The sequence below is a fragment of the Acinetobacter sp. GXMZU3951 genome, assembly GCF_054457875.1.
Genome location: NZ_JBTLFO010000001.1, coordinates 604,830 through 631,755, shown reverse-complemented (window position 1 = coordinate 631,755; position 26,926 = coordinate 604,830). Strand labels below are relative to the sequence as shown.

Sequence of the window (26,926 nt, the reverse complement as noted above, 5' to 3'; positions counted from 1 at the left end):
ATTATGGCACATCAACTAGAACAAATGGCTTATGTCGGTCAAACCCCTTGGCATGGCTTAGGCAACCAGCTCACGCAAAACCAACCGATTGAAGTCTGGGCACAACAAGCAGGCATGGACTGGCAGATTGAATCCTCCAATGTCAGCTATATGGCGCAGAATGAACGAGGGCAAAGCATCATCATGCCCTATGAAGAACAGCGGGTGTTATACCGTTCCGACACACATGCACCTTTATCGGTGGTCAGTCAACGTTATCAAGAGGTTCAACCCCGAGAGATTCTAGAATTTTATCGAGACTTGACTGAACAATCAGGCTTTGAACTGGAAACCGCAGGGGTACTCAAAGGTGGGAAGAAGTTCTGGGCATTAGCTCGAACTGGACAGACTTCTGCTTTAAAAGGCAAAGATGTCAGCAATGGTTATATTCTCTTAGCGACTGCTTGTGATGGAACCTTAGCGACCACGGCGCAATTTACCTCGATTCGCGTGGTGTGTAACAACACCTTGGCGATTGCCCTCAAAGGTCAGAACGCGAGTGCAGGCGTAGTCAAAGTGCCACACAGCACTAAGTTCGATGCTCAGAAGATTAAACAGCAATTGGGGATTTCAGTGCGGGCATGGAATGATCACATGTATGAAATGAAACAGCTCAGTCAACGTAAAGTCACACAGACTGAAGCAGCAGCGTATTTCGATGCGGTGTTTAATAACACCAGCCTCAGTCCAACCGAGCAAGATGACAGTATTATTCAGTTTTATCGCAATGTCGCCACACAAGCCAACTTAGCTACTAAAGCTGATAACAAGACTGAACCGAATGGGCGTGCCATGTCAAAAGTCATGACTATGTTTAATGGGCAGGGGCGTGGAGCAGAACTCAGTTCAGCCAAAGATACCGCTTATGGCTTACTGTGTTCAATTACTGAATTTTGTGATCATGAACGTCGCGCCATGAGTCAGGATCATCGCTTAGATTCAGCTTGGTTCGGTGCAGGGGCAGGCTTAAAGCAACGTGGACTCGAACAAGCACTACGCTTAGTTGTTTAAGTTTAGATTCAGATTTCGGATTTAACATGATCACATCAGATCAACATGATCCTGAAAATCTCCTTCAATCGAAATACCTCTTTGCCACATCTCCAGATGTGGCTTTTTTTATACCTAAAATTTAATAATCAAAGGACATCTATATGAACTCAGTATTGATTCAACCTCATCCTACTCGAGCAAATATCCAAGCGCATCGACCTAAACTCACCCATCCAAAACGCTTTGTAGAGACCAAAAACCTAAGTCAGGCGGAATGGCTGGAAGTCCGTCGTCAAGGTATTGGTAGCAGTGATTGCGCCGCAGCCTGTGGCCTTAATCCTTATATGTCGATGCTGGAACTGTGGATGTTTAAGACAGGACGGATTCAACAAAATATTGAGGATGAAAGTGAAGGCCATGCACCCTTGTATTGGGGCAAACGACTTGAACCTTTGGTGGCAGAATACTACAGCATGCATACCAACTATAAAGTGCGTCGGGTCAATGCCGTATTACAACATCCTGATCCAGACAAGCACTTCATGCTAGCTAATCTGGATTACTCTGTGGTTGGCGATGCAGATGTACAAATACTGGAGTGTAAAACGGCGGGGGAGTATGGTGCCAAGCTGTGGCGAGATGGTGTACCGTTATATGTACTCTGTCAGGTACAACACCAATTGGCAGTCACAGGTAAAAAGGCCGCGCATATCTGCGTACTGATCTGTGGACATGAAACCCGAATCTTTAAAGTGACCCGTTCTGAATCGGTGATTCAGCATATTGTGAATGCGGAGCGTTACTTCTGGGAGTGTGTGGAAAAGGATACCCCACCTGAAGCCGATGCCAGTGAATCTGCAGCCCAAGCCTTGCAGTTACTTTATCCAGAACATGTGCCGCTCAGTACGAAAGATCTATCTGAAGATGAACAGGCCAATCAACAGTTTGAGCAACTGCTTCAAGCACGTCACCAAATTGACAAGCATCAGGAGCAGTTCGATCTGCTGAAGCATCAGCTGCAAGCCAAAATGCAGGAGGCTGAACGTGCCACCTTTAATACAGGCTCAGTCACGTGGAAGAAGTCCAAGGATTCAATCAGCTTGGATAGCAAGGCTTTACTTAAATCACATCCTGAATATCTCAATCAATTTCCACAAAGTAAAACAGGTTCAAGACGTTTCAACATCTATACCGATGCTGATTGAAACAGATTTAGCCTAAGTTCAATTCATAAGAAAAACACCCAAGCAACATCCGAGAATCCCATGCCTAAGCGCATGGGATTTTTTATGTCGATTTCATTTTTAACCAAGCATATCTGCATATTTAAGTAGAAGAGGAAAACACCATGATTAAAGGTCTAGCCATTACACCGCCCATTCTAGGGCGAATCAGTATCGGCAAGGTTGTCGAAAAGAACGGGAAACGCATCCCTGAAAAGGATGACCAATTCACCATTACCAGCCAAATCCAAAATAAGGAGAGTGGTTGGGTGAAACATCCACTGGATGAACAACTTCGAGCTAAAGCACCCAATCAAAAACTCCGTTCAATCCCAGTCCGTATGATCTTTAATGATCCTGAACTCAATCTACGAGCGGAATATAGTTTATTTGATCGTCAGACAGGACGTCCCGTTTGTGTGGGTAATGGTGAAACCTGCCAACGATTGACCAATCAAGGGGTAGAACAACATCCATGCCCATCCCCTGATTTGTGTCCATTGGCACAAGGAGGTAACTGTAAACCTTATGGGCGTTTGCATGTCAATTTAAATGAATCGGATGAACTCGGGACATTCATCTTTAGAACCACAGGCTTTAATAGTATCCGTACTTTGGCGGCACGACTCAGTTATTACCATGCGGCATCGAATGGCTTACTTTCATGTCTACCCTTGCAACTCACGCTGAGAGGAAAGTCCACTACACAAAGCTATCGTACTCCTGTGTATTACGTGGATTTGACTTTACGTGATGGCGTTCATTTACAAGAGGCGATTCAAACAGCTAAAGAAATTGATCAACAAAGTAAAGCATTAGGATTTAATCAATATGCACTGGATCAGACAGCTAGACAAGGTTATGGAAATGTACGGTTTGAGGTGGGAGGAGAAGAGGTTCTAGATTTGGTGGAAGAGTTTTATACGCATGAGGTTGTTGAGTCTGAACAAACGCAGGCTAAAACAAAAGCAAGGACGAAGTCTAAATTCACTCAAGAGCGAGGTTTTGTGCAGGATCTTCAGCAAGGTTTACAGCAGAATGTACGGGCTGTGAATTAGATGAATCTAGATAACATGGGACTCCGTAAAATTTTATTGGACTGCCCTATGATCTGAGCGAATACGCGCTCGCATCAATGATCAGGAGTAAAAATCATGAATGCGTTCACAGGTCAGACTTTTCAGATGAATCAATTATTGAATATTAAGCAAGTTGTACTGTTTGTTGGGGTCTGTCGTTCAACGATCTATGAAATGATGGATGAAAACTCACCGTATTATGACCCTACATTTCCAAAGAAAGTTAAAATTACACAAAATCGAATTGGCTGGTCAGCTTGGGAAATCAATCAGTGGATTGAAGACAAGTTAGCGAGTCGAGAATAAGCAGGGAACTTAGGTTCCCTTATTTTTTTGTTTTTTAGTAGGTTAAACAGCATTCAAAATAGAATGAAAGCAGCTAATGAGTCAAATACTTAACTGTTAAAATCAAAATGCTACTGAATTTTTTAATGCGACATTTAATGTAGATATGGAAAGCTTATATCAAGCTTTTTTACAATATTTACCTCAGGTTGCTTTCATACTCGATCTGGGCTATGGCTTAGGTTGAGATACTCTAGCATTTATGAAAAAAGGGTATCGAGTAGAAACACTTGATTACTCAAGAGAATTAGTCGCACTTGCAAGCCAACAAATGGGTTTACAACTGCGCTTCGAGAGTTTTTATGATTTGTCTGATCAGTCCCAGTTTGACGGTATTTGGGCATGTGCATCTTTGCTTCATTGTGAACGTCATCGATTAGCTGAAGTGCTTGAAAAAATGCTTCAGGCATTAAAGTCATATGGCGTGATGTAGATCATTTCTTTCCACATAAGCTTCGTGAGTGTGATATTCAAAAGCCAATTAATGGTGTGGCTAATTTGGTTTTAGCCTGCCCTGAATGTAATCGAGGGCAGCAAGGAAAATTTGATCGTTTGCCATCGATAAATTTATTAGAGCGTTTACATAAGCGTAATGAATACCTGATTACCAGTCATCATCCGCTTCGTGAAACGTTGATTGCTCAGACAGGATTTACAGAACCAGCACGTCGAGGCTTTTTACAGAATGCGTATAACTGTGCAACTCTAACTATGGGTGGTGGGAAGAAATGGGAGCCATCAAGTAATGGAATTAGTGTATTCTAATGATAAATAAGTAAAAAAGATAATGAGGTAAATATGGGGTTATTTGATTTTATTTCAGATGCTTGTAGCACGATCGCTGATGCAGTTGGAGAAGTTGCAAGTACTACTGTAGATATTGTGTCAGATGCTGCGAGTACAACCGCAGATATTGTTGGTGATATTACTAGTACTACAGTTGATGTGTTGAGTAGTGCGGCAGACTCCACCATTGATGTAATTGGGGATGTGACGACTTCAACGATAGATGCTATCAGTGGTGCTGCGAGTTCTACTGTAGATGTGATTGGTGACCTGGCTGGTTCAGCAGTTGATACAGTGGGTGATGTCACAAGCTCAACTATCGATTTTGTTAGTGATACTGCAAGTACAGCATTAGACTTTGCTGTTGAGAATCCATTAACGACAATTGCAACAGTAACAGCTGTTGCTGCAACTGGTGGTGCAGCTTTGGGAGTGATGGCTGGGGCTGCTGCTGTCACAGGTGTTTCCACAGCTGGCGTGATGGGGCTTACTGCTGCAACTGCAGGTGCAGCAACTGGAGCAGTGACAGGAGCGACAATAGCTGGATCGACAGGGTTGGTTACTTCCGCTGCTGTAATTGCTACAAAAACAACGGTTGCTACAGCATCCCGTTGTTGCACAAGGTGTACTTGTTGCTCATGCCGTGAAGCACGTTGGTGAGTATGTTATTGATGAAATAAAAGGGAGGGTGCAGCCAGTGAGAGGTTCTGTAGTTTATTGCGATTTAACCTTGGGAAATGGAATAGCTGAACACACTGGGATCTATATTGGTAATAATAAAATTGTTCATTTAAATAGGCATGGCTTCATTGAAGCTGTTAGTCCAAAACAGTTTATATCAGGGTGGACTACAGGATTTAATATTTATGTTTCTTGCCAAGGTGATAGTGCGGTAGGATGTGACGAAGCCGCCGATTTTGCTGAATCAATGGTCGGCAGTACAAGAAACTACAATGTTCTCATGGATAATTGCCATCAGTTCAGTGCTGGATGCCTTACAAAAGATCCTGAAAATTACAACAATTTCTTATGGTTCTTAAAAGACGAAGCTAAAAAACGATTAGGTGCTGACAATTGGCGCTTATGGGATAAAAATTATTGGTAATCTATCTAACCACCTTCGGGTGGTTTTTTAATCCTGAATTAGACTTATGTACAAAAGATTTTTATTAATAAAAATAACGTGAACTGGTATGCTTGTTTGCAGGGTAGCTTTATATAAAAGCATAAGAAATTACAGATAGTTGCAAATATAATATGATGAATTTGACTGAGTCTCAGTTTGATTTTTTAAAGGACGTAGATCCTTTAATGCATGCGTTATTAGTCAGTGCAGAGGCTGTATATTATACAGCACCAGCACATACCTTGGTGCAAACACGAAAATTTGCTGAAGCTTTGGTAAATAAAGTGTTGCAAGCCAATCAAATAGAGATACCTGAGCAGGCTGATTTTCATTCACGCATACGACTATTAGAAAACAAACTTCAGTTAAAAACTGATTTTATTTCTGTTTTACATACGTTACGTATCAATGGCAATAAAGGTGCACACGATACAGTGACTAGTCATAGCGATGCACTGACATCACTTCGACTGTCATATAAAGTGGCACAATGGCTGTATACGCTTACCCAAAAAGAAATCAAAGCCTTTCCAGAGTTTCAAGCACCTGTCGATCCGACACTTGAAGCACGGCGCATGCGTATTGAATTGATGGAACTGCAACAGCAACTGCGTACAGCAAAAGATAAACAGGCAGTAAATCAAGACATACAGCACAAAAATAAAGAACTGAAAGCAGAGAATCTAAAACTTAAACAACAGCAAGAAACTGAGGCTCAAGCGCTTAAAGAGCAGTTAGCAGCACTTGAAGCCAAAGTAAAAGAACTTGAACAGCAGCCATCTCAGCCAATTTCAGAAACTGTTTTGGAAGATGCGCAATTAGACATCGCAAATAATTCTTTTGAACTTTCTGAAGCAGAAACTCGTGAATTGATTGACCGTCAGCTTCAACTCGCAGGGTGGGAAGCTGATACCCAGATTCTAAGGTATAGCAACGGCGTACGCCCACAGAAAGGCCTGAATCTTGCGATTGCCGAATATCCGGCTGTGCTGGATGGTGAAGAGGGTTTTGCAGACTACGTTCTGTTTCATGGCTTAATTCCGGTCGCAATTGTGGAAGCAAAGAAGAAGAATAAAGCGGTCAGTCACTACATTCGTCAGGCGGAACGTTACGCGCAAGGTTTCCAATTTGATGTAGACATGCAGAAACCATACGATGGTGCGCCGTGGATATCTGAAGAAAAAACTTATCATGTTCCATTCGTGTATTCATGCAATGGCAAGAAATATTCCAGCCGCTTGATTGATGAGAGCGGGATTTGGTTCCGTGATGTACGGCATCCATCTAATATCAGTAAAGCACTGCATGGTTTCCATTCGCCAGAAGGCTTGAAACAAAAGCTGGAACAGAATATCTCAGTAGCAGATGAATATCTGGAAAAGACAGATATCTTGCCATTCAATGACCGTGCCTATCAGCGAGAAGGGATTAAAGCGGTTGAACGAGTGATTGCACAGGGACGTGAACGCACACTACTGGCGATGGCAACAGGTACAGGTAAAACACGTCTAGCCACTGGGTTAATGTATCGTCTATTGAAAAGTAAGCGCTTCGATAGAATTCTGTTTTTGGTAGACCGATCTTCTTTAGGTACACAGGCATTTAAGGCTTTTGAAGCTGAAGTGATTGAACAAGGTCAAACACTGGCACAGATTTACACCATTGCTGATTTGGGTGTAGATGGCGATACGAATGTAGATGTACAGGTTGCCACAGTACAAAGTTTGGTACACCGACTCTTTAACACTGATTCACCACTGCCAATTGATTTCTATGACTGCATCATCATTGATGAAGCGCACCGTGGTTATAACCTGGATAAGGAAATGACTGAAGGTGAAGAGAGCATTCGTGATGAAGCACAGTATTTGTCGACTTATAAGCGAGTACTGGAATATTTCGATGCAACCCTGATCGGTTTGACAGCTACTCCAGCACTGCATACTACAGAGATTTTTGGTAAGCCAGTATTTACCTATAGCTTCACTCGCGCCGTCGAGGAAGGTTATCTGGTCAACTATAACAATCCGATTCGTTACATTACCAAGCTCAGTCAGGCTGGTATTGAGATTCCAGAAGGTACAACAGTCCAGGTGTTGACGAATGCCACAGGGCAAAAAAATACGGCGCTGTTACAGGATGATATGGACTTTGATGTAGCAGACTTTAACCGTCGCGTGATTGCCCCTGAATTTAACAAAGTTATTTGTCAGGCTTTAGTGGAGGATTTAAATCCCTTAGGTGATGAAAAGACCATGATTTTCTGCGTGACAGATCGACATGCAGATCAGGTGGTTTTGTTCTTGAATGAAATGTTTAAGGAAAAATACGGCAAAGATTGGAATAGTGATGCTGTCGCGAAAATTACCGGCAATTCAGACCAGCCGGACAAACTGATTGAAAGCTATAAAAAGAGCAAGTTTCCCAATATTGCGGTCACCGTAGATTTGCTGACTACAGGTATTGATGTACCGAAGATTTGCAACCTGGTGTTTATGCGTAAGGTTCGGTCACGGATACTGTTTGAGCAAATGCTTGGCCGTGCAACTCGTTTATGCCCGGAGATTGGAAAGACAGAGTTTCGTATATACGACGCTGTAGATATTTTTGCGACCTTGCAAGCGGTGAATACAATGCAACCGATTGTTGTACGCCCCAACATCAGTATTGACCAGCTGATTCGTGAACTGACAGATCCTGAACTGATGAAGAAGGCTAAGGAAATGGATGTTCCGTGCATTGATGAAGTCAAACGAACCCAGGCAGATATTGTTTTAGATGAATTTATCCAGAAGATTACCTGGATTTTAGGTAAAGCTGAGAAGTTCAAGCATCATCCTGATCAAGTCAAATTGCGAGAAGCACTTGGAAAAATCAAAGAAAATTTTGGTGTTGAATCGAACAAGCTGCCGCAAATGCTACGTGTCAAAGGAGTCGATGATCTGGCGCTATGGCTGAAGCAAAACAGTGCCATTCTGGAGGCACGTTTAGCCGAAGTCCGTAGTTCATTAGGCACGCTGGATTTGCCGATTATTTCCGATGAGCAGGATGAACTGGTAGAGCGTATTGTTGATACGGCGCATCAACAGCCAGAAGACTATTTAGAGTATTTTGATAATTTTGTAAAAACTGCTGTTAACAATAATGCTGCGATTAAAGCCGTAGTGACACGTCCGTCCGAGCTGACCCGTGAGCAATTACGTGAGCTGGAAAACTTGCTGACCAGCAAGGGCTTTACTCAAAGCAATTTATCTCAGGCTTTGAGTGCTAATGAATCCAACCAGACTTATGCTTCCCAGATTATTTCTCAGATTCGCCGTGCAACCTTGGGTGAAGAGATTTCCTCAGTTGAAGAGCGCTATCAGCGTGGTCTGAATAAAATTCTGCAGCAGCGTGACTGGAGCGTAGATCAACAGCAATGGTTACAGCGTTTAACCCGCTTTATCGCACAGGAAATAGTGGTCGATAAGAGCATGATTCAACGTCAATTTGCTCGGGATGGTGGGGTTGTCCGTTTAAATAAGCTACTCGATAGCGATGTCGAAAAACTGGTCAACGAGATCAATGATGGATTGTGGCAGGCCTCTTAACTGCTACAATCCTCCGGCAATTTATAATTCTATATTTTTCACATTTTTGATGAAGTACAGCACATGACGCAAAACGATATTGTCCAAAAACTCTGGAATCTTTGTGATGTTTTAAAAGATGACGGAATTAACTATAGCGACTATGTCTCTGAACTGGTGATGTTGCTGTTCGTCAAAATGGTGGATGAACTGAATGATGAGTTTTCTACGCTTGCCAAGATTTATCCTGAAAAATATAAATGGTCGCATTTTAAAGATCATAACGGTATTGAGTTACTGAATTTCTATAAGCAAATGCTGCTAGATTTATCGCAAAACCAAAATGAGTTGATTGCGTCAATCTATGCCAATGCTCAGACCCGTTTACGTGAACCACGTCATTTACAGCAGTTGATCAATGAGTTTGACAAGCTGGACTGGTTTAGCATTAAAGCGGATGGTTTGGGTGATCTGTATGAAGGCTTACTGGAAAAGAATGCCACCGAAACGAAATCGGGTGCAGGTCAGTACTTTACCCCACGTCCACTGATTAACTCGATTGTGCATTGCATCCAGCCAAAGCCAAGCGAAGTGATTCAAGATCCGGCTTGTGGTACGGCAGGGTTCCTGATTGCTGCTGATGCCTATATCAAACAACATAACGATTTATATGCACTTACTGAAGCGCAAACCCAGTTTTATACCTTGGAAGCTTTTGTCGGTGTTGAACTGGTGCCGAATACGCGCCGTTTAGCGCAAATGAACTGCTTGCTGCATGATATTGGCGGTGAGCAGGGTGCAATTAAACTCGGTAACTCCTTGGGTCCAGTCGGTGAGAGTTTGCCAAAAGCGGATGTGATTTTAGCCAATCCACCATTTGGTACATCGAAAGGCGGTGAAGCGAGTATTACCCGTGATGATTTGCCATTTAATACCTCGAATAAACAATTGGCTTTCTTACAGCATATCTATAAGAACTTAAAACCAGGTGGCCGTGCCGCCGTGGTTCTACCAGATAACGTGTTATTCGAAGCAGGCCAAGGTACTTCTATCCGTCAGGACCTGATGAACAAATGTAATGTGCATACGATCCTGCGTTTGCCGACAGGGATTTTCTATGCGCAGGGCGTGAAAACCAATGTGCTTTTTTTTACTAAGGGGACAGAAGCCAATCCTTTACAAGATGAAAACTGCACGACTGAAACCTGGGTCTATGACCTGCGTACCAACATGCCAAGTTTTGGTAAACGTACGCCGTTTACTGAGGCACATTTAAAAGGTTTTGAAACCGTTTACGGCGCAGACCCTAAAGGTTTGTCACCTCGTACTGAGGGTGAGTGGTCCTGGACTTTGGAAGATCAGGAGCAGACGCTTGAGAACAGCCGTTGGCGCAAGTTTAGTCGTGAATGGATTAAAGAGCAGAAAGGCGATTCTTTAGATATTTCATGGTTAAAAGACAATGACGCCGTGGATGCTGCGAACTTGCCTGAACCACATGTGTTGGCGAGTGAAGCGATGTCTGAATTGACTCAGGCACTAGTTGAGCTTGATACCTTGATGCAGGCACTTGGGCAAATGGATGAAGCGAATGTTCAGAAGAAGTTTTTAGCTGATGCGCTGAGTTTAGATAATAATTCTTCGGAAAATGTGTAGGTCTACAACATGAAATCAGTAATTGTAGATGGTAGCTACACTCATACATTGAGTATTCCTGATGAGTGGGAATTTTCTGAGTTAAAAAATGTGATTAATTTAGTTGGTGGCAATCAACCACCAAAATCTAAATTCTTGTATGAAGAGGAAGAAGACACTGTACGTTTGATTCAGATTCGAGATTATAAATCTGATCAACATAAGGTATTTATTCGTAAATCGGATGCTAAGCGTTTTGTTGAACCAACGGATGTAATGATTGGTCGTTATGGTCCACCTATTTTTCAAATTTTACGAGGTTTGAAAGGCGCATATAACGTTGCATTAATGAAAGCTGAACCGGTATTAGGATCATTTGATAAAGATTATTTATATTATTACTTGTCTAATCAAGATTTATATAACTACGTAAATTCAGCATCAGACAGAACGGCAGGTCAATCAGGGGTAAATAAGGAGCATTTAGAGAAATATCCTGTACCTGTAGTCCCTTTAGCTGAACAACAAGAAATCGTCCGTCAGTTGGATTTCATGCTTGCGCAAGTGGAGCAGATTAAAGCCCGTTTAGATGCGATTCCTACCATTCTTAAAAAATTCCGTGAGTCGGTATTGGCGGATGCAGTGAGTGGGAAGTTGATTGTATGTAAAGAGAAATGGAAAATCGTAAAACTAAATGATTTTGTGACTTCAATTGAAGCAGGTAAAAATCTAAGTTGTATTGAAAGACCACCAGTATCAGATGATGAATATGGTATCGTTAAAATTAGTGCCGTAACATGGGGGAAATATAACGAAGAAGAGAGTAAAACTTTACCTGAAAAATCTTTGTTTCAGGAAAGCAGAAGGGTCAAAAAAGGTGATTTACTGCTTTCTAGAGCCAATACTTTAGAACTGGTAGGTAATCCTGTAATTGTGCATAAAACCAAAAAAAACCTAATGCTCAGCGATAAAGTTTTACGTTTGGTTATGTCAGATCATTCAAAAAAATGGGTCAATCTTTTTTTAAAATCAAAAGAAGGTCGTAATCAAATAGAAAGTAGAGCAACTGGTAATCAGTTGTCAATGCGTAATATAAGTCAAAAAGCTTTGATGGATATTGATATCCCACAACCGTCTATGGATGAACAAATTCAAATTGGTATTCAAGTAGATAAATTTTTTGAATATGCTGAAAGAATCGAACAAACAATCCAATCAGCCCAAAAACGAGTCAATTTACTCACGCAATCGATTCTAGCCAAAGCCTTTAGCGGTGAACTGACAGCAGAATGGCGTGAGCAGCATCAAGACCTGATTACAGGTGTAAACAGCGCTGAAGCCCTACTTGCCAAAATACAGGCAGAAAGAGAAGCGAGTAAGCCAGTGAAAAAGATACGGGCGAAGAAAGAAGCATAAAAATTTAGAACGTGTTCAGCTTTAGGGCTGAGCATGTTTTTTATAAGCTATTTATTTTCAAGGGGTTGAAACTTGTCTGGTTTTTTTCAAAAGAAATATTTCGATTTACTTCAACAATATGACAGTATGAGATGTGAGAAAAATAATCCAATACATACTCAAGTGTATGAGACATTAAAAGAAGCCAATAACTTAACCAAAATATGGGCTGAAAAAGTTATTGAAACTCTATTTGATCATGGACACTTGGGTGGTTTTAGAAACAAACCAACTAACCAAGGACAAAAATTTAAACCTTATACTTGGGCAAAAATCTACCCTAGAAAAACTGCACCTAAAGAGCTTGCTTATACAGTTGGAATCGATGCGCACAGTGGATATGTAGTAAAAATTGATACCGTTGGTGTTGTTGAAGACTTAAGATCTAAATATGAAAAATTAAGAGGGGATTATGATTCATCTACAATTGTCTCAACATTGCCAATTGCAAAAGGGTTGTCGTTAACTTTAGAAGAGCTAGTTGAGTGGAGTATTGAAGAAATTAAAAAATTTGGATTGAATTATGATGAACTATGTAATGAGTTAGAATTAGTTGATGGAAATGATTTTACAGTACAACAAGCTTTGGAATTTTTAAAAGCAAGATATGCTCAATCAAAACACGTGACAGAAAAGTTATTTGTAAGCATTAATAAACTTAACAAAGAAATAGCATTAGAAACGAGAAATTTAGAGACCAATACGATTCGGATTTTTATTAAAGATCAACCTCCTCAACATATTCTTTCTGAGGGACAGTATAAATTTATTCCAAGTAATACTGAACGAAAAAGCCCAAATTCAAATCTAAATACTAATACGCTTACTCTTAGATCAGAAGATGATTTTTATCAGGTGGGTCCTCATACACAAGCAGAGTTAAATAATTTATGCAATTGGTTAGATGAAATCACTACTACATCTGTCGATCATCAAGCTTCTTTGGGAAAAAAAGATTTGAGTGGTACAAAAACAATGGAAACAGCATTAAACCGCATTTTATTTGGTGCAGCTGGTACAGGTAAAACTTACAACACGATCAACCATGCTTTATCAATTCTTGATAACAAGTCTTTAGAGGATTTAAAAAAAGAAAACCGTATAAAGCTAAAAGTTGATTTTGATCGCTATGTAGAGCAAGGGCGTATCAAGTTTGTGACTTTCCATCAAAGTTTTAGTTATGAAGATTTTGTAGAGGGCATTCGTGCAGAAACTGATGAACAAGGTACTTTGAGCTATGACGTAAAATCTGGTGTATTCAAAGAAATTTGTGAGAGAGCAAATTTTCAAAAGTTTTCAGAAATTGATATTGATAAAGTGGTAGATGATTTTGTAGAAGAAATTTCAAAAAATGAAAAACTTTTGGAAACAAAGACAGGCGTTGAATTTACTGTATTCAATAGTTCTGGTAAAGGTGGGATATCTGTAAGAACAACAACACAAAATGAAATCGTAATTTCAAAGAAGGCAATAAAAGCATATCTTTTAGAGCCAAGTGAAAATATTAGGAGAAACCAAGCATACGCGTGGGCTGTTGCTCGTTATCTGCAATCAAAATTAGATGAAATGTCTCCAGTAAGTAAGCGGAATCAGCAAGATTACGTACTTATCATTGATGAAATCAACCGTGGGAATATCTCCCGTATCTTTGGTGAATTAATTACCTTAATTGAAGATTCAAAACGAGCAGGTGCAGACGAAGCATTGTCAGTAACATTGCCATATTCCAAAGAAGAATTTTCAGTACCTGATAACGTTTATATCATTGGCACGATGAACTCTTCTGATCGTTCATTAACAGGATTAGATATTGCCTTACGTCGTCGATTTACCTTTATTGAAATGCCACCAGAGCCTTTCGCAATCAAAAATAATGAGGGGGACTTATTAAAGGTTTCAGGCAAAGATAAGAATGGTAAGGACGTTGAAGTGATTGTTGCTGATCTTCTAACGGTCATGAACCAGCGTATTGAAGTGCTTTTAGACCGTGATCATTGTATTGGTCATGCCAACTTTATGAGCTTAAAAGAAAATCCAACGCGGAGACATTTAGCGGATATTTTTAAACAAAAAATCATTCCACAACTTCAAGAATACTTCTTTGATGATTGGGGCAAGATTGACTTAATCCTCAATCGAAATGGGATGCTAGAGAAAGAGAATAGTTCTAAAATTTCATCATTATTCCCAGCAGATGCATTAGACGAGCTAGGGTATCTAAATCAAAAAGCAGTTTGGAAAATCAAAGCTGAAGCATTTGATGATATAGCGTGTTATAGAGCAATTTTAGGAACACAGGATGATTCCTGATGAAGGACATTACGGTTCGAGAATATGCATATCTTTGTGTTGAGTATGCAAACCATCCAAAGAATAGCCTTGATAGTGCTTATATCAGTCAAAGTGCCTTTGATGCAATTTGTGATTTATCTGCAACTTTTTCAAAGCAAGGTGCAAAAGTATTTGAGCTGGCTGGTCGTAAGCGAATAAAGCTAGATCAATATGTCGGTATGATCGAAACACCATGTGGTACACGTATCGAGATTTTGCCTAAGCATATTGTAGTGGGTGAAGGTCAACAGGTAAAAGACATCGTTCAAAAAGAAAGACTTCTTTTACAGGCAATGCTCAGTACCGCATTGGATCTCAATTATCGAGAAGCTGGTGAAGCATCCTTAAATAAGTTTGTACAGCCTCTGCATGAGTGGATTATCAGGCAATTTCTGAAATGTTTTGAGGGTTTGGTACAGTTTGGTTTACGTTTTGACTATAACCGTGTGCAAGAAGACCAAAAGTTCTTGCGTGGGCAATTACAACATGCTCGTTATATGAGGCAGCCTCCATCGCAACGTCATATCTTTCCGATTGAACATGATGTCTATGAGGTGAATCGACCTGAAAACCGATTGATTCGTACAGCACTAGAAGTGGTCTGTAAAAAGACCAAAGATGCCTCGAACTGGAAGTTGGCTCAAGAACTCCGCTTAATGACGGGTGAAATTCTGAAAAGTCAAAATATCCAACATGATTTTAGACAGTGGCAGTCAGGGCGTTTGTTGGCGTTATATGAGCAGATCAAGCCATGGACGGAGCTGATACTCGGGGAATACATGCCAGTCTCTACTCATGGAGTAGCACGAGGAATGAGTCTATTGTTTCCGATGGAAAGGCTGTTTGAAGTGTATGTCGGCCGTAAAATTCAAAGATTACTGCCGGAATGGAAAGTCTCTTTGCAAAAGCAAGATCGCTACATGTGCGAGCAAGATGGGCGGTCTATGTTTAAGTTAAAACCCGATATTTTCATGCAACACAAATTGGGGCAGAGAGTGAAGGTTGTGGATACCAAATGGAAGTTACTCGACCAGTTAGATCGCACAGCAAAATTTGGAATGAAGGATAGTGATGTGCAACAGATGTTTGCATATAGTGCTTATTACTTAGGTCTAGAGCATGAAGTAGTTATGGTTTATCCAGCACGCAAAGAAGTGTTTGATCAAGCCTTACCAGTGATGAATTTCAAACATGGTAATTCAAGTTTAAGAGTAATTCCATTTGATATTGATGCAAGCCTTGAAGGGAAGCACTTGTCCTTTGTAGAGGATTTAGTAAATAAAACGAGTTAACTTGAAAAGGTGGTTATTATCTTGAGTAAATTGGGATAACAGAGATAGTTAAAAATAGTGACTTATAAGTAAGTTGATTGCTGAGTTAAACACTTACCACCAGATATTCTTTACGTGAGGTTATAAATTTCTAAAGAATAAAGCACCACTAAGGTGTGTGATTCATAGAGATCGTTTCAATCGAGCGATCTCTAAATCTGATATTTTAGCTCTTTTGCAATATTTATCTGTACATTTTCATAACTTAGTAAAGTTAACTTTACTAATAAATTTTTATAAACATGTTGTATCTTGTAAAAATTGAAAAGAATAATAATTAGTCGAATACATAATGATTCTTTTGTTAAATTGTTATACATTTAACTATGTTGAAAATCATGTAAAGTTATAAAAATGACTGATCAAACAGCACTTAAAATTGAACAAGATGATAGTAATCGCCCGCGAAAAGCCTTAATTGATAATATTAAAATCTGTGAAGAACGCAGGATTGATCTTTCTATTGTTGAGGAAATTTTTGAAAGAGAAGGGGTCGATGTAATTCATAGGTGGAGCTCATTGACGGCTGCAGCTGTCAGTTGCGGTGATGACGCTGCCTCTAATATTACAGAGAAAGTAGATAAACTTTTAACTAATCATATCTTGTATGATGACAAGCTCATCATGATTTTTGATCGTTTGCTTGATGGTGAATCAGATGAATTTAATAATGCATTTAGTGAAGTTTATAGTGTAGATGATGCATTCGAGGACTCTGAATACTTTGCAGATAGTAGTTATGATGTTGGAAATGATGTTTCGATCTACTGTTTTCAAATAGTACGTGAAATATCAGAGCGTAAAGAATTAACAGAAAGTGATTTAGGTGAACTAGCCTCTGTCTTAGACAAGTATAATCGTGTAATTGGTTATAGACCTGTCAAAGTGACTTGCTATGATGCTGTAATTATAGATACAAAAAATAATCGTGTAATTTTACAGTTAGATTTGGGAAGTATTGTTTTAGCTAATGCTGTTGACAAATTTTTTCATAAACTCATTATGAGTATTAATAAAGCTTTCGATGTTGCTGGCGTCACGAACTGTCGTCTACCAGAAAAAGTTAAATTCGAAAACCTTTATACAGCTATACAAAAATTCTATGATAATGAAGAAGGAGAGGTAACATCTGCTTCATTCTCTACTTCAAAAAATAACCACCATGAAACTTTGAGAGATCGAGCTCGTGATATCCGAAAAGCTGAGTATCACTTAAGAGGTAAAGCTGCAGAAGAGGCTTTAGGTGGTAAAATTCGTCCATATCGTATCAGTAAGCGATTTGAAAGAGTAACTAATAAATGGCCCCAAGTTTATGCAGGAATACATTATCGATATTTCAATAAACCTGGTTTGAAAAGTTTATATGAAGCACATATTTTCGATATAAAATCTTATAAAGATTATAGTTTTATAATCGATAAGATATTAGCTAATAGATAAAAGCCATGAACTATGAAATAAAAAACAGCTATTTTCATAAGATAATTAGGGATCAGAAATTTTCTGACTTCTCTGAAGTGCGGTATAGCTGTTTTTTAATTCTAGATTACCTAATAGTGGCTGGCAGAGACCTAGAGGTCAGTTTTAGTTTTGATGAATTACGTGAAAATATTGATCAAAAGATCAGTGACGAAGATTTTATTACTAGCGTATTTTATTTGACTCGAGAGGATATCAAGATTCTTGATAAAGGTTTTTCAGCGTGGAAAGCAGTCGAAGATAGATACGTAGAGGTAAAAAAAGAGAAAGTGCTTAGAATGATCAATTCTAAACAGTTTTCACATCCATATACTGGAGTAGAACTAACGGAGGATCAATTTTTCGAAGAGGTTATACCTTTTTTTGCCGTTACAAAGTATTTCTTGGATCATAAAAATGACACAATATGATTCAAATCCTTTGCATACTCATCCTTTAGTTCACACACTGATAAAAATCATAAATGTAGATTCGCATGAAGAATTTCTAAATCTTTTAGAAGATAAATTAGTACTTGCATCAGAAAAAGTTTGCTCTTCTGCAAAGAAAAACTCATCAGTTAAAACATTTAATGAACTATGTGATTCTGCCAAAAGAAATATTCAGGATCCTAAAGAGTTAAAACTTCATTTAGAGCTATTAGAAAAGAAGTTAGAAGATGATATTTCCTGTCAAATTGCTCATATGTTAGATGAAAGTGGATTTATCGCTGAGCACGACCCAAATCACAATGGACATGTTGATATTTTAGTACGAAGCCAAAACAAAAAATTTAAGTGGCTAGGCGAAGCTAAACTATATGGAGGAAAAAAATATAGTGAAAAAGGCTTATATCAGTTAGTAAATGACTATTCCCTTGGTAATCCAAACGAAAGTGGAGGCGTACTAATTTATTTAAATAGTACACAATACAATGTTATGGAGGTAGTTACACAATGGCAGGAATATCTTCAGGAAATTTCAATTGATTCAGCTGCTAGACTAAAGAACTTTACTTATAACTATCGTGCAGACTATCCGCTAATTTTTATTTCTGAACATGATCATCATAAAACTGGCATCAAGTACAAGATTCGACATTGCTGTTTAGATATTAGAATAGATTTTTAACTTTAAAAGGTTCATTCGTGAATTTAGATAATTTAATAAAAATTACAACTGCCTTAGTTGCTTTAGTCCCATTTATTGTTTGGTTAGATAGAGGTAAGCGTTTTACACATCGAAGAAAATTTTATTTAAGTAGGTTAGATGCTGTAAAAGAGTATCTTGATAATTACTATAACTCTGATAAAGAAAAAATAGAAAGGGACTGTGCAGCACAGCTTTCAGTTGGATCTGAGAAAGTTGGCCACCTTGAAGTCGACTATGTGATTGCAAATTACCCACAGCGTTTTTTTATAGTAATTGAAGATATAATTACTGCGAGAAAATTGATAAAGATAGAAACTATTGAGGATAAAACTACTTTTGTAACTCATTACACTAAATCACAACTCGTTAAGTGTACTAGCTCAAACCTGATCTGACAGTTACCGATATTTGCTTAAGACTGTCAGGTTAAATTTGAGCTAAATTCTTTTCAGCCCAAATACGTTTTCCATCAAGTAATGTTGCAAATGGTGTTCTGCCATTGCACACCTTACCCTGATGGGTTCGTTCAGTATTATAGAATTTCAGCCAACCGTCTAGATCAAGCTGTAACTCTTCTAATGAGCTATAGAGTTTCTTTCGAAAAGTAATCTGATAAAACTCCTGCAAGATCGTTTTATAGAAGCGCTCGCAGATCCCATTTGTTTGTGGTGATGCTGCTTTAGTTTTAGTGTGATCAATATCATTCAGAGCCAAATAAAGCTCATAATCGTGATGTTCAACTTTACCGCAATATTCGGTGCCTCTGTCGGTCAAAATGCGAAGCATTGGCAATTCTTGTGACTCATAGAATGGTAACACGCGGTCATTCAATAAATCTGCGGCTGTAATTGGCGTCTTGGTTGTGTACAGCTTGCAGTGAACCACTTTGCTATAAGTATCAATAAAAGTTTGCTGATAAATACGCCCAACACCTTTTAGATTTCCGACATAAAAAGTATCTTGTGCTCCAAGGTAACCTGGATGATGTGTTTCAATTTCACCACAAGCAACATCATCTTCATGTTTACGTTCCAATGCAGCAATCTGCTGATCATTCAACGGAATACCTTCTTGAGCAACTTTAATTTCAAGTGCCTTTAATCGCTTTTTGAAGTTCTCAAGATTGTGTCTAAGCCAGATAGAGCGCACACCGCTGCCAGATACGAAGATGCCAATCCGACGTAGCTCATTACTGGTTCGATGCTGACCATAAGCTGGATATTGGATTGCAAAATCAACAACAGCTTGTTCTGTTTGCTCATCTACTCGGTTTTTAAAATTTGGAGTTCTGCGACTCTGGTTGATGAGCGCATCCATATTGCCTGTACTGGCAAGTTCTTGATAGCGATAGAAGGTATCTCTTGATACTCCCATGACTTTACAAGCTTTGGATACGTTCTGAAGTTCCTCTGCTAAATTGAGCAGACCGACTTTGTGTTTAATGATTTGATTGTTAGTATGCAACATGAGAAGTTACCTTTATTGATTGAGATTCGACACCTTTAATCAAAATCGGTAACTTCTTCTTTTTCAAGCTCTATGTCAGATTAAGTCTGAACTAATACACGTTAAGTTAATGATTTTTCTTGCAGTTTCATATTTTCTATCACTCATGATTTTGTACCTAAATGATATGTTAGTTGCAATCTTAACGTGGCTACCTTATGTAAATCCTATACCTGTAAATTCAAGTGTTTACTTTTTAGGATTTATTCTTTCTTTATCTTTATTCATTTTAACAATTTCTTCTATTTGGATTTTTTTTGGAGTGCAGATGCTACTTTAAATATTTATAACAAGTTAAATGTAGAGTATCGCCCTGAAGCACCTGAAATTCAAACGTTAGCTTCAAGGTCTAACTGAGTAGTCAATCTACCACTTTTAGCATAGCTATGAGTGGCTTTTTCAACGATCCATTTCAGGTTATCTACATCAGTTTTAAAGCCTTGTAGCTTGATTGGATCAGTACGCAGGTAGCCCATAAGCTAAATTGATGCTAAATTTCGCCATTTTGCGCTTAATTTCAGCCATCTTCGCAGCACTTGCTCGTTCCGCTTCAGCTTTGTTGGCAAACGTTCCCTATAAGTGTTTAACCTTACCTTTGTCATCAATCACCACCTTTTCACGTTTGGCTTTGTCTGTGTCCTGATAACTGGCTGATACACTAGTATGGTCAGACTCTCAATCCTGTTCGCTATATCGGAATTGGTCACCACTGTTCCTGATCAAAGTAATGGTGGGTAAATCTTTACCTGAAGCCGTCTTTGCACTGCCTGCTGTGAAGATCAAAAGCCGATCTTTTTTCACCGCCATTTCTGCACCATTTTGTTTTGCCATCCATTGGAGTAGATTGAGACCCGATTCATTGGTTTGGTCGATATGCTGAAGATCGACCTTTTATAAATCATCAGTCACGATTAAAGTTAAGTATTAACGTTACTTGCATTCTGTGAACATAGTACTGTCAGCGTGTTTCCTTAGTTATTAAAAGTTTATAAAGAAAGGGTAAAATTGGGGATAAATTAAGATTGATTTTTACTTAAGTTATTAAAATTAGTTTAAATATTTCTTTGGTTCAATTGACACCATCTCAACTTTATTAGCTGAGTGATTATTCAACCGCTATGACTTTTTCTCATGGATTCAATAGTTTTTATCATTTTTGTTCCTGTTATAATTATGAGAATCTAAACAAAGTTTTATCCAAGTAATTTAGTATAGATTACTTGCCTGAAACTTTATGTTAATGGATTAATTTTTGGGACAAATCAGGAGTGTCCATGAAGATCAAGCCACTTCCTCCGATGAATAGTCTCATCGTTTTCGAGGCTGCTGCCCGTCATTTGAGTTTTACCAAAGCTGCTGATGAACTTAATGTTACGCAAGGTGCAATTAGTCGACAAATTAGACAATTGGAAGAATACTTAGGGAAAGAGCTATTTATTCGTGCCAATCGTAATATTTTATTAAGCCCGACCGGAGCACAGTTTTATCAAACGATTTACGCTTCTTTATTGAATATCGCTCAAGCGACAGCCGAAATTAAGAAATGGCAAGGTGATCGCCAAGTTACAGTAGCGACCACAAATGCGATGGCTTCTTTATGGTTATTGCCAAAAGTTGCTGGATTTCAGCAAAGTGAAGAAATAGATTTACGGATTTTGACCACAGAGAATATTCAAGATTTATATAAAATGGATTTTGATATTGCCTTGTTTTATTGCAAAGTTCCTCCTGTGGGTATGCAAGCCACCATGCTTTTTCCTGAAGAGGTATTTCCTGTCTGTAGCCCTAGTTATTTAGAACAATTCAAAGATACAGAGAATCAAATACAGATTTTTGAAAAAACTTTGTTATATCTAGATGATTCTCAAAAAGATTGGATTAACTGGAATGAATGGTTTACATCGGTGAACTATCCAATTGTTAAGCCGAAAAATCGGATTAATATTAATAACTACCCAATGTTATTACAGGCAGCAATTAATGGACATGGTCTTGCTTTGGCTTGGGGGTCATTAGTTGATGACTATTTAAAATCGGGATCTTTAGTACGTCCTGTAGATACGGTTTTAAGAACGCCAGCGAGCTTTTGTATGTTAGAGCCGCTTGATCGTGGTGTGATACCTTCTAGTGTAAAACATTTTCGTCAATGGTTATTAGAGCAATTGCCTGGACAAGTGGGGCAGAAAGGTTTGACCTAATAAGCTATATAAAAGGCATAAAAATAGGGATCTTAGATCCCTATTTTTATTTGTGATGAGACTTATTTTTCGGAGATGGATTGTCCAATAATTCTGGGACTCTCCTGAGTCTCTGTCGAAACTGGTTTATCACAAAAATCAGGACGAACATGCTCTGGCATCATTGCCCAAGCTTGCGGTTCACGACGTAAAGACTTAAATAAGGTCACACTTAAGATGGCGATGAAAATTGAGATGGGAAAGCCTGCAATAATAGAGGCAGTTTGCATGGCTTTTAATCCACCTGCATAAAGCAGTCCAGCACCAATTACAGCGATCAGCACGCCCCAAACAATTCTAATTTTTATTGGTGTATCTGTTGCTCCTTCGGCATCAAGAAAACAGAGTACATGGGTTCCGCAATCTGCTGAGGTGATGAAATAGGTTGCTAACAATAGACATGCAATAACACTCAAGGCTTGACCTAAGGTACCATGATCAATGTTGTCAAACATGGTGAAAAGTGCTGTGGTATTGTCTGCTTTAGTTGCTTTGACGATAGGACCACCTTCAAATGCTTGAGCAGCAGGTTGTCCAGCTTCAACTAAAGCTGCTGTTTGGGCTTCATATTGATGGCGTGCATCCTGTTCAATTTTCAATGCTGAACCACCAATGGTCGACATCCAGATGGCGGTGATTAATGTTGGAACTAATAACACACCAGCAATCAGTTCTCGGATAGTACGACCTTTAGAAATACGGGCGACGAACATACCGACAAAAGGACCCCAAGTCATCCACCAAGGCCAGTAATAGGCAGTCCACCAATTTTGCCAACCAGAATCTTTTTGTGCATCGCTCCAAAGACTCATCCCGATAATATTTTGCGTATAATTCCCTGTTGTTTCCAGTAAAGTATTTAAAATATAACGGGTTGGGCCAATCGCAAGTAAAATGATGATTAACAATACTGACAACAACATATTAAGTTCAGATATACGTTGCATCCCGCGATTGATACCAAATACGACCGAAACGGTTGCAATACTACATAAAATTGCAATGATTGAAAATTGAACACCTAGGCTGTTGGATATACCAAAAACTTGATTTAGCCCTGAGTTGATTTGGATCACACCCATTCCTAAGGTTTGGGCAATACCAAATGCGGTAATCACCACCGTTAAAATATCAACGGTATGTCCGATTGGGCCGTAAATACGGTCACCAATGATGGGATATAAAATGGAACGTAAACTAAAAGGAAGACCTTTTCGATATGAAAAGTAAGCCAGTGCTAAAGCTGTGACACAGAAAATTGACCATGGATGTAAGCCCCAGTGGAAGAAGGTCAATTGCATTGCCATACTGGCAGATTCATCGCTAAAACTTGGCGTAAATGGATTGCTCGCGTAGTGCCACATAGGTTCGGCCGCAGACCAAAATACAATACCAATTCCCATACCGCCAGAGAACAGCATGGAAATCCACGCTATAAAGCTAAACTCTGGTTTTTCATCATCTTTTCCAAGACGAATTAGACCAAAACGACTAACCATTAAATACAGTAAAAACGCCACGACAAACGTCAGAAGTCCAACGTAGAACCACTTAACGTTATTTAATAAGATAGTCGACACTTGTTCGAAAAGTTTGCCTGCCTGTTCAGCTTGAAAAGCACAAAACAGTACAAAAACTAAAACTAAAATTTTTGAAATGACGGTGACTGTCGGATTGAGTCCCTTAAAGACTCCTGATGTAGCACGCATAACTCCTCCTTGGATGCGGCACCGCAGTTAACTACCTGTTAACTGATCATGTGAGTCTTAAAAGCTTAGTGATTCACATGGAATTTGCTCAACTGATTTATTCTCATCCATGAGTGAGTTTTAATCATAGATCGCACATACCAAGTATAAGTCAAATTCCTCCTCTTTAGATGCATGATAAAAACTCATGTATGCCTAGCTAAAAAGTCGTTTGTCTGTTTGCTCGATGTTTTACAGAATCTTCACTATCAAAGGCACCACGTGCTCATGGTTGAATGGCCTCGCAGGGAGAACTGCGTTTAGGAACGAAATGGAGATTATCGGATGAACAGTCAAGTTAGCCAAAAACTGATTTCAATTGCACAGATCGAGAATATTTTAAGCCCGATTACTGAATCTAGTGGTATGCCGAATGAAGCATATCTTAGTCAAGAATACTTCCAATTTGAACGTGATAATGTTTTTGCAAAAACATGGGCGTGTGTTGGATTTGCTTCAGACTTACCTAAAAATGCCTATGTGAAACCTGTGGATTTTATGGGTATGCCGTTGGTCATGATGCGTAACCGTGAAGGTGAAGTTCAAGTATTCCATAACGTATGTAGCCACCGTGGCATGCAGTTAGTGCATGAAGAGGGTAGCATTGAAGGCGTGATTCGCTGTCCATACCACTCTTGGAGCTATGACTTAAACGGTAATCTAAAAGGTACACCACATATTGGTGGGATCGGTCAGCATAAAGATGAACGTTTTAAATGTGAAAAACATGGCTTAAAAGCGCTGCGTTCAGCTATCTGGATGGACTTAGTCTTTATTAATATTTCGGGTGATGCACCTGCATTTGAAGAGCACATCGCACCATTAGCAAAGCGTTGGGAAGCTTTTTTAGGCACTAATGATCTTGATTTAATTCGTGTGGCAAAAACAGGTTCAGTATTTGAACTTCCTGTTGAGAGTAACTGGAAACTGACTGTTGAAAACTTCTGTGAAGCCTATCACTTGCCATGGGTACACCCTGCATTAAACACCTACTCAAAACTTGAAGATCACTACAACATTATGTTTGAAGATCGTTTCTCGGGTCAGGGGAGTTATAAATACAACCTATCTGCAACAGCTGGTACGCATTTACCAAAATTCCCAAGCTGGCCAGAAGATCAACTACGTCATGCTGAATATGTGGCGGTATTTCCGAATGTCTTGTTAGGTATTCAAGCGGACCACGCGTTTGCCATGATGATTGATCCTATCGCCCCTGAAAAAACAATTGAAAAATTACGCTTGTATTACGTGGGTGATGAAGCACTTAGCCCGGAATATGACGCATGTCGTGAAGCGACTTTGCAATCTTGGAAAGTTGTATTTGCGGAAGATGTATTTGCGGTAGAGAACATGCAAAAAGGGCGTCATTCTCCAGGTTTTACTGGTGGTGTTTTCTCGCCTGAAATGGATTTACCAACATATTTCTTCCAACAATGGTTGGCTAATCAAACTAAAGCGGCTTTAGAGGGTAGATAATGAAACATTACCTCAACTATGTTGATGGTCAATGGCGGGATTCTTCCCGCCAATTGGTGATCATGAACCCTGGTACTGCAGCGCCTTATGCAACGATTGCACAAGCAACAACTGATGATGCTGATTTGGCAATGGCTGCTGCTCGTCGTTGTGTCGAAAGTGGGTCACTAACAGATGTACGTCCTGCACAGCGTACGACGTGGATGCTGAAAGCAGCAGAAGCAATTCGTGAAATTACTGACGAAGCAGCAATGGTGCTTTGTTTAGAAAATGGTAAAAATTTTGAAACTGCGCGTGAAGAGTTTGTAGAAGCTGCTCGTTATTTCGAATACTACGCAGGTATGGCAGATAAAATCGAAGGAATCTCTGTGCCGCTAGGTAAAGACTATGTCGATTTTACGCAATACGTACCAATGGGTGTTTCTGTTCAGATCGTACCTTGGAACTTCCCAGTATCGATCTGTGCACGTTCACTTGCTCCAGCATTAGCTGCAGGTAATGCAGTAGTAATCAAGTCTCCTGAAATTTCACCTCTTGCGATGACCTTGTTAATTGCGGCAATTGAAAAAGCAGGCTTCCCACAAGGTGCGGTGAACTTACTTTGCGGTAAAGGTTCTGAAGTTGGTAACCATTTGGTTGAACACAACGATACGAATCAAATCGTATTTACGGGTTCAGTTCCGACGGGTCAACGCATTTTAAAAGCTGCCTCACAACGTGCAACGCCATCTGTCATGGAGCTTGGTGGTAAGTCTGCCGCAATTGCTTTGGCTGATGTGGATTTAGAAAATCTGATCCGTAGCGTTAAAGTCGGTATTTTCTATAACGCAGGTCAAGTGTGTTCTGCAATGTCGCGCTTATTGGTGCATCGCAGTCGTTTTGAAGAAGTGAAACAAGCTGTCGTAACCATGGCGCAAAGCTTAAACATTGGTTCAGGTGAAACGCATGCCGAATTAACACCTGTTGTTTCTCTCGATCAGCAGCAACGTATTCTGGCTATGGTGGAACAGGCTCGTCAAGAAGGCGCAACGGTATTAACTGGTGGTAAAGCACCAGAACTCGCAGGTTACTTTGTAGAGCCGACTATTATTGAAGCAACGCCATCTATGAGTATTGCCCAGGAAGAAGTTTTTGGTCCTGTACTGGTCATGATCCCATTTGATGATGAAGACCAAGCGATTGAAATTGCAAATGGTACTGACTTTGGTTTGGTTGCGGGCGTATTTGGTGCTGGCATCAATCAAACATTGCGTATCGCGAATCGCTTACGTGCTGGGCAAGTCTTCATTAATGAATGGTTTGCTGGTGGTATTGAAACACCATTTGGTGGTGTCGGGCTTTCTGGCTTTGGTCGTGAAAAAGGTCAGGAAGCGATCTACAGTTATGTGCAAACACGAAACATCGCAATTCGTTTGTCACATCACGCGTAGTCATCAG

At 39.6% G+C, this 26,926-nt stretch carries 22 protein-coding genes and 1 pseudogene; 20 read left to right on the top strand and 3 right to left on the bottom strand.

Annotation, left to right across the window (positions count from 1 at the left end):
- The first annotated feature begins 3 nt into the window (after nt 1-3).
- The 17 genes and pseudogenes from ACX17N_RS02920 (at nt 4) to ACX17N_RS02840 (ending at nt 18,914) form a co-directional block, all read left to right on the top strand.
- Nucleotides 4-1,050, top strand: a complete 1,047-nt coding sequence (locus ACX17N_RS02920) for a DUF932 domain-containing protein (protein ID WP_458891056.1) — start codon at nt 4-6, stop codon at nt 1,048-1,050.
- Between the two features lie 143 nt (nt 1,051-1,193).
- Nucleotides 1,194-2,237, top strand: a complete 1,044-nt coding sequence (locus ACX17N_RS02915; protein ID WP_458891055.1) for a YqaJ viral recombinase family nuclease — start codon at nt 1,194-1,196, stop codon at nt 2,235-2,237.
- A gap of 143 nt (nt 2,238-2,380) precedes the next feature.
- Nucleotides 2,381-3,313 carry a recombination directionality factor gene (locus ACX17N_RS02910; protein WP_458891054.1) on the top strand — a complete coding sequence of 311 codons (933 nt, stop codon included), beginning with the start codon at nt 2,381-2,383 and terminating at the stop codon, nt 3,311-3,313.
- Nucleotides 3,314-3,409: 96 nt separating this feature from the next.
- Nucleotides 3,410-3,640 carry a helix-turn-helix transcriptional regulator gene (locus ACX17N_RS02905; RefSeq protein WP_161932447.1) on the top strand — a complete coding sequence of 77 codons (231 nt, stop codon included), beginning with the start codon at nt 3,410-3,412 and terminating at the stop codon, nt 3,638-3,640.
- A 106-nt stretch (nt 3,641-3,746) separates the two neighbouring features.
- Nucleotides 3,747-4,106: pseudogene (locus ACX17N_RS02900) on the top strand (class I SAM-dependent methyltransferase); the annotation flags it as partial.
- A 125-nt stretch (nt 4,107-4,231) separates the two neighbouring features.
- Nucleotides 4,232-4,444 carry a hypothetical protein gene (locus ACX17N_RS02895; RefSeq protein ID WP_458891053.1) on the top strand — a complete coding sequence of 71 codons (213 nt, stop codon included), beginning with the start codon at nt 4,232-4,234 and terminating at the stop codon, nt 4,442-4,444.
- A 33-nt stretch (nt 4,445-4,477) separates the two neighbouring features.
- A complete protein-coding gene (locus tag ACX17N_RS02890) occupies nt 4,478-5,125 on the top strand; it encodes a hypothetical protein (protein WP_458891052.1) in 648 nt (215 codons plus the stop codon).
- Nucleotides 5,109-5,570: a C40 family peptidase gene (locus ACX17N_RS02885; RefSeq protein WP_458891051.1), complete on the top strand. Its 462-nt coding sequence runs from the start codon at nt 5,109-5,111 to the stop codon at nt 5,568-5,570. The genes ACX17N_RS02890 and ACX17N_RS02885 overlap by 17 nt, the downstream gene beginning before the upstream one ends.
- A 152-nt stretch (nt 5,571-5,722) precedes the next feature.
- Nucleotides 5,723-9,181 carry a type I restriction-modification system endonuclease gene (gene hsdR / locus ACX17N_RS02880; RefSeq protein WP_458891050.1) on the top strand — a complete coding sequence of 1,153 codons (3,459 nt, stop codon included), beginning with the start codon at nt 5,723-5,725 and terminating at the stop codon, nt 9,179-9,181.
- 63 nt (nt 9,182-9,244) lie between these two features.
- Nucleotides 9,245-10,813, top strand: coding sequence for a class I SAM-dependent DNA methyltransferase (locus tag ACX17N_RS02875; protein ID WP_458891049.1), 1,569 nt, complete (start codon nt 9,245-9,247; stop codon nt 10,811-10,813).
- A gap of 9 nt (nt 10,814-10,822) precedes the next feature.
- Complete coding sequence (locus tag ACX17N_RS02870; protein ID WP_458891048.1) at nt 10,823-12,208, top strand: restriction endonuclease subunit S; 1,386 nt, start codon at nt 10,823-10,825, stop codon at nt 12,206-12,208.
- 72 nt (nt 12,209-12,280) lie between these two features.
- Nucleotides 12,281-14,557 (top strand): McrB family protein, encoded by a 2,277-nt coding sequence (locus tag ACX17N_RS02865; RefSeq protein WP_458891047.1) that lies wholly within the window; start codon nt 12,281-12,283, stop codon nt 14,555-14,557.
- Entirely contained in the window at nt 14,557-15,870 is a 1,314-nt protein-coding gene (locus ACX17N_RS02860) for an McrC family protein (RefSeq protein ID WP_458891046.1), read from the top strand. The genes ACX17N_RS02865 and ACX17N_RS02860 overlap by 1 nt, the downstream gene beginning before the upstream one ends.
- Before the next feature lie 393 nt (nt 15,871-16,263).
- Nucleotides 16,264-17,349 (top strand): hypothetical protein, encoded by a 1,086-nt coding sequence (locus ACX17N_RS02855; RefSeq protein ID WP_458891045.1) that lies wholly within the window; start codon nt 16,264-16,266, stop codon nt 17,347-17,349.
- A gap of 5 nt (nt 17,350-17,354) precedes the next feature.
- On the top strand, nt 17,355-17,798 hold the full coding sequence (locus tag ACX17N_RS02850) for a hypothetical protein (protein ID WP_458891044.1): 444 nt from the start codon (nt 17,355-17,357) through the stop codon (nt 17,796-17,798).
- Nucleotides 17,785-18,498: a hypothetical protein gene (locus tag ACX17N_RS02845; protein WP_458891043.1), complete on the top strand. Its 714-nt coding sequence runs from the start codon at nt 17,785-17,787 to the stop codon at nt 18,496-18,498. Before ACX17N_RS02850 ends, ACX17N_RS02845 begins: the two co-directional genes overlap by 14 nt.
- Before the next feature lie 17 nt (nt 18,499-18,515).
- Entirely contained in the window at nt 18,516-18,914 is a 399-nt protein-coding gene (locus tag ACX17N_RS02840; RefSeq protein WP_458891042.1) for a hypothetical protein, read from the top strand.
- Nucleotides 18,915-18,945: 31 nt separating this feature from the next.
- Here the strand turns inward: ACX17N_RS02840 and ACX17N_RS02835 are convergent, their stop codons facing one another.
- Entirely contained in the window at nt 18,946-19,986 is a 1,041-nt protein-coding gene (locus ACX17N_RS02835) for an IS481 family transposase (RefSeq protein ID WP_458891041.1), read from the bottom strand.
- A 714-nt stretch (nt 19,987-20,700) separates the two neighbouring features.
- The gene (locus tag ACX17N_RS02830) at nt 20,701-20,856 is read right to left on the bottom strand and encodes a hypothetical protein (protein ID WP_458891040.1); all 156 of its coding nucleotides are present in this window, start codon (nt 20,854-20,856) and stop codon (nt 20,701-20,703) included.
- A gap of 443 nt (nt 20,857-21,299) precedes the next feature.
- Here ACX17N_RS02830 and ACX17N_RS02825 point away from each other — a divergent pair, with 443 nt between their 5' ends.
- Complete coding sequence (locus tag ACX17N_RS02825) at nt 21,300-22,223, top strand: LysR substrate-binding domain-containing protein (RefSeq protein WP_458891039.1); 924 nt, start codon at nt 21,300-21,302, stop codon at nt 22,221-22,223.
- Nucleotides 22,224-22,285: 62 nt separating this feature from the next.
- Here the strand turns inward: ACX17N_RS02825 and ACX17N_RS02820 are convergent, their stop codons facing one another.
- The gene (locus tag ACX17N_RS02820) at nt 22,286-23,971 is read right to left on the bottom strand and encodes a BCCT family transporter (protein WP_458891038.1); all 1,686 of its coding nucleotides are present in this window, start codon (nt 23,969-23,971) and stop codon (nt 22,286-22,288) included.
- A 324-nt stretch (nt 23,972-24,295) separates the two neighbouring features.
- On the opposite strand from ACX17N_RS02820, the gene ACX17N_RS02815 reads away from it, so the two are divergent.
- Together ACX17N_RS02815 and ACX17N_RS02810 are read left to right on the top strand one after the other, a co-directional pair.
- The gene (locus ACX17N_RS02815) at nt 24,296-25,489 is read left to right on the top strand and encodes an aromatic ring-hydroxylating oxygenase subunit alpha (protein ID WP_458891037.1); all 1,194 of its coding nucleotides are present in this window, start codon (nt 24,296-24,298) and stop codon (nt 25,487-25,489) included.
- Entirely contained in the window at nt 25,489-26,919 is a 1,431-nt protein-coding gene (locus ACX17N_RS02810; protein WP_458891036.1) for an aldehyde dehydrogenase family protein, read from the top strand. Before ACX17N_RS02815 ends, ACX17N_RS02810 begins: the two co-directional genes overlap by 1 nt.
- Nucleotides 26,920-26,926: the final 7 nt, after the last annotated feature.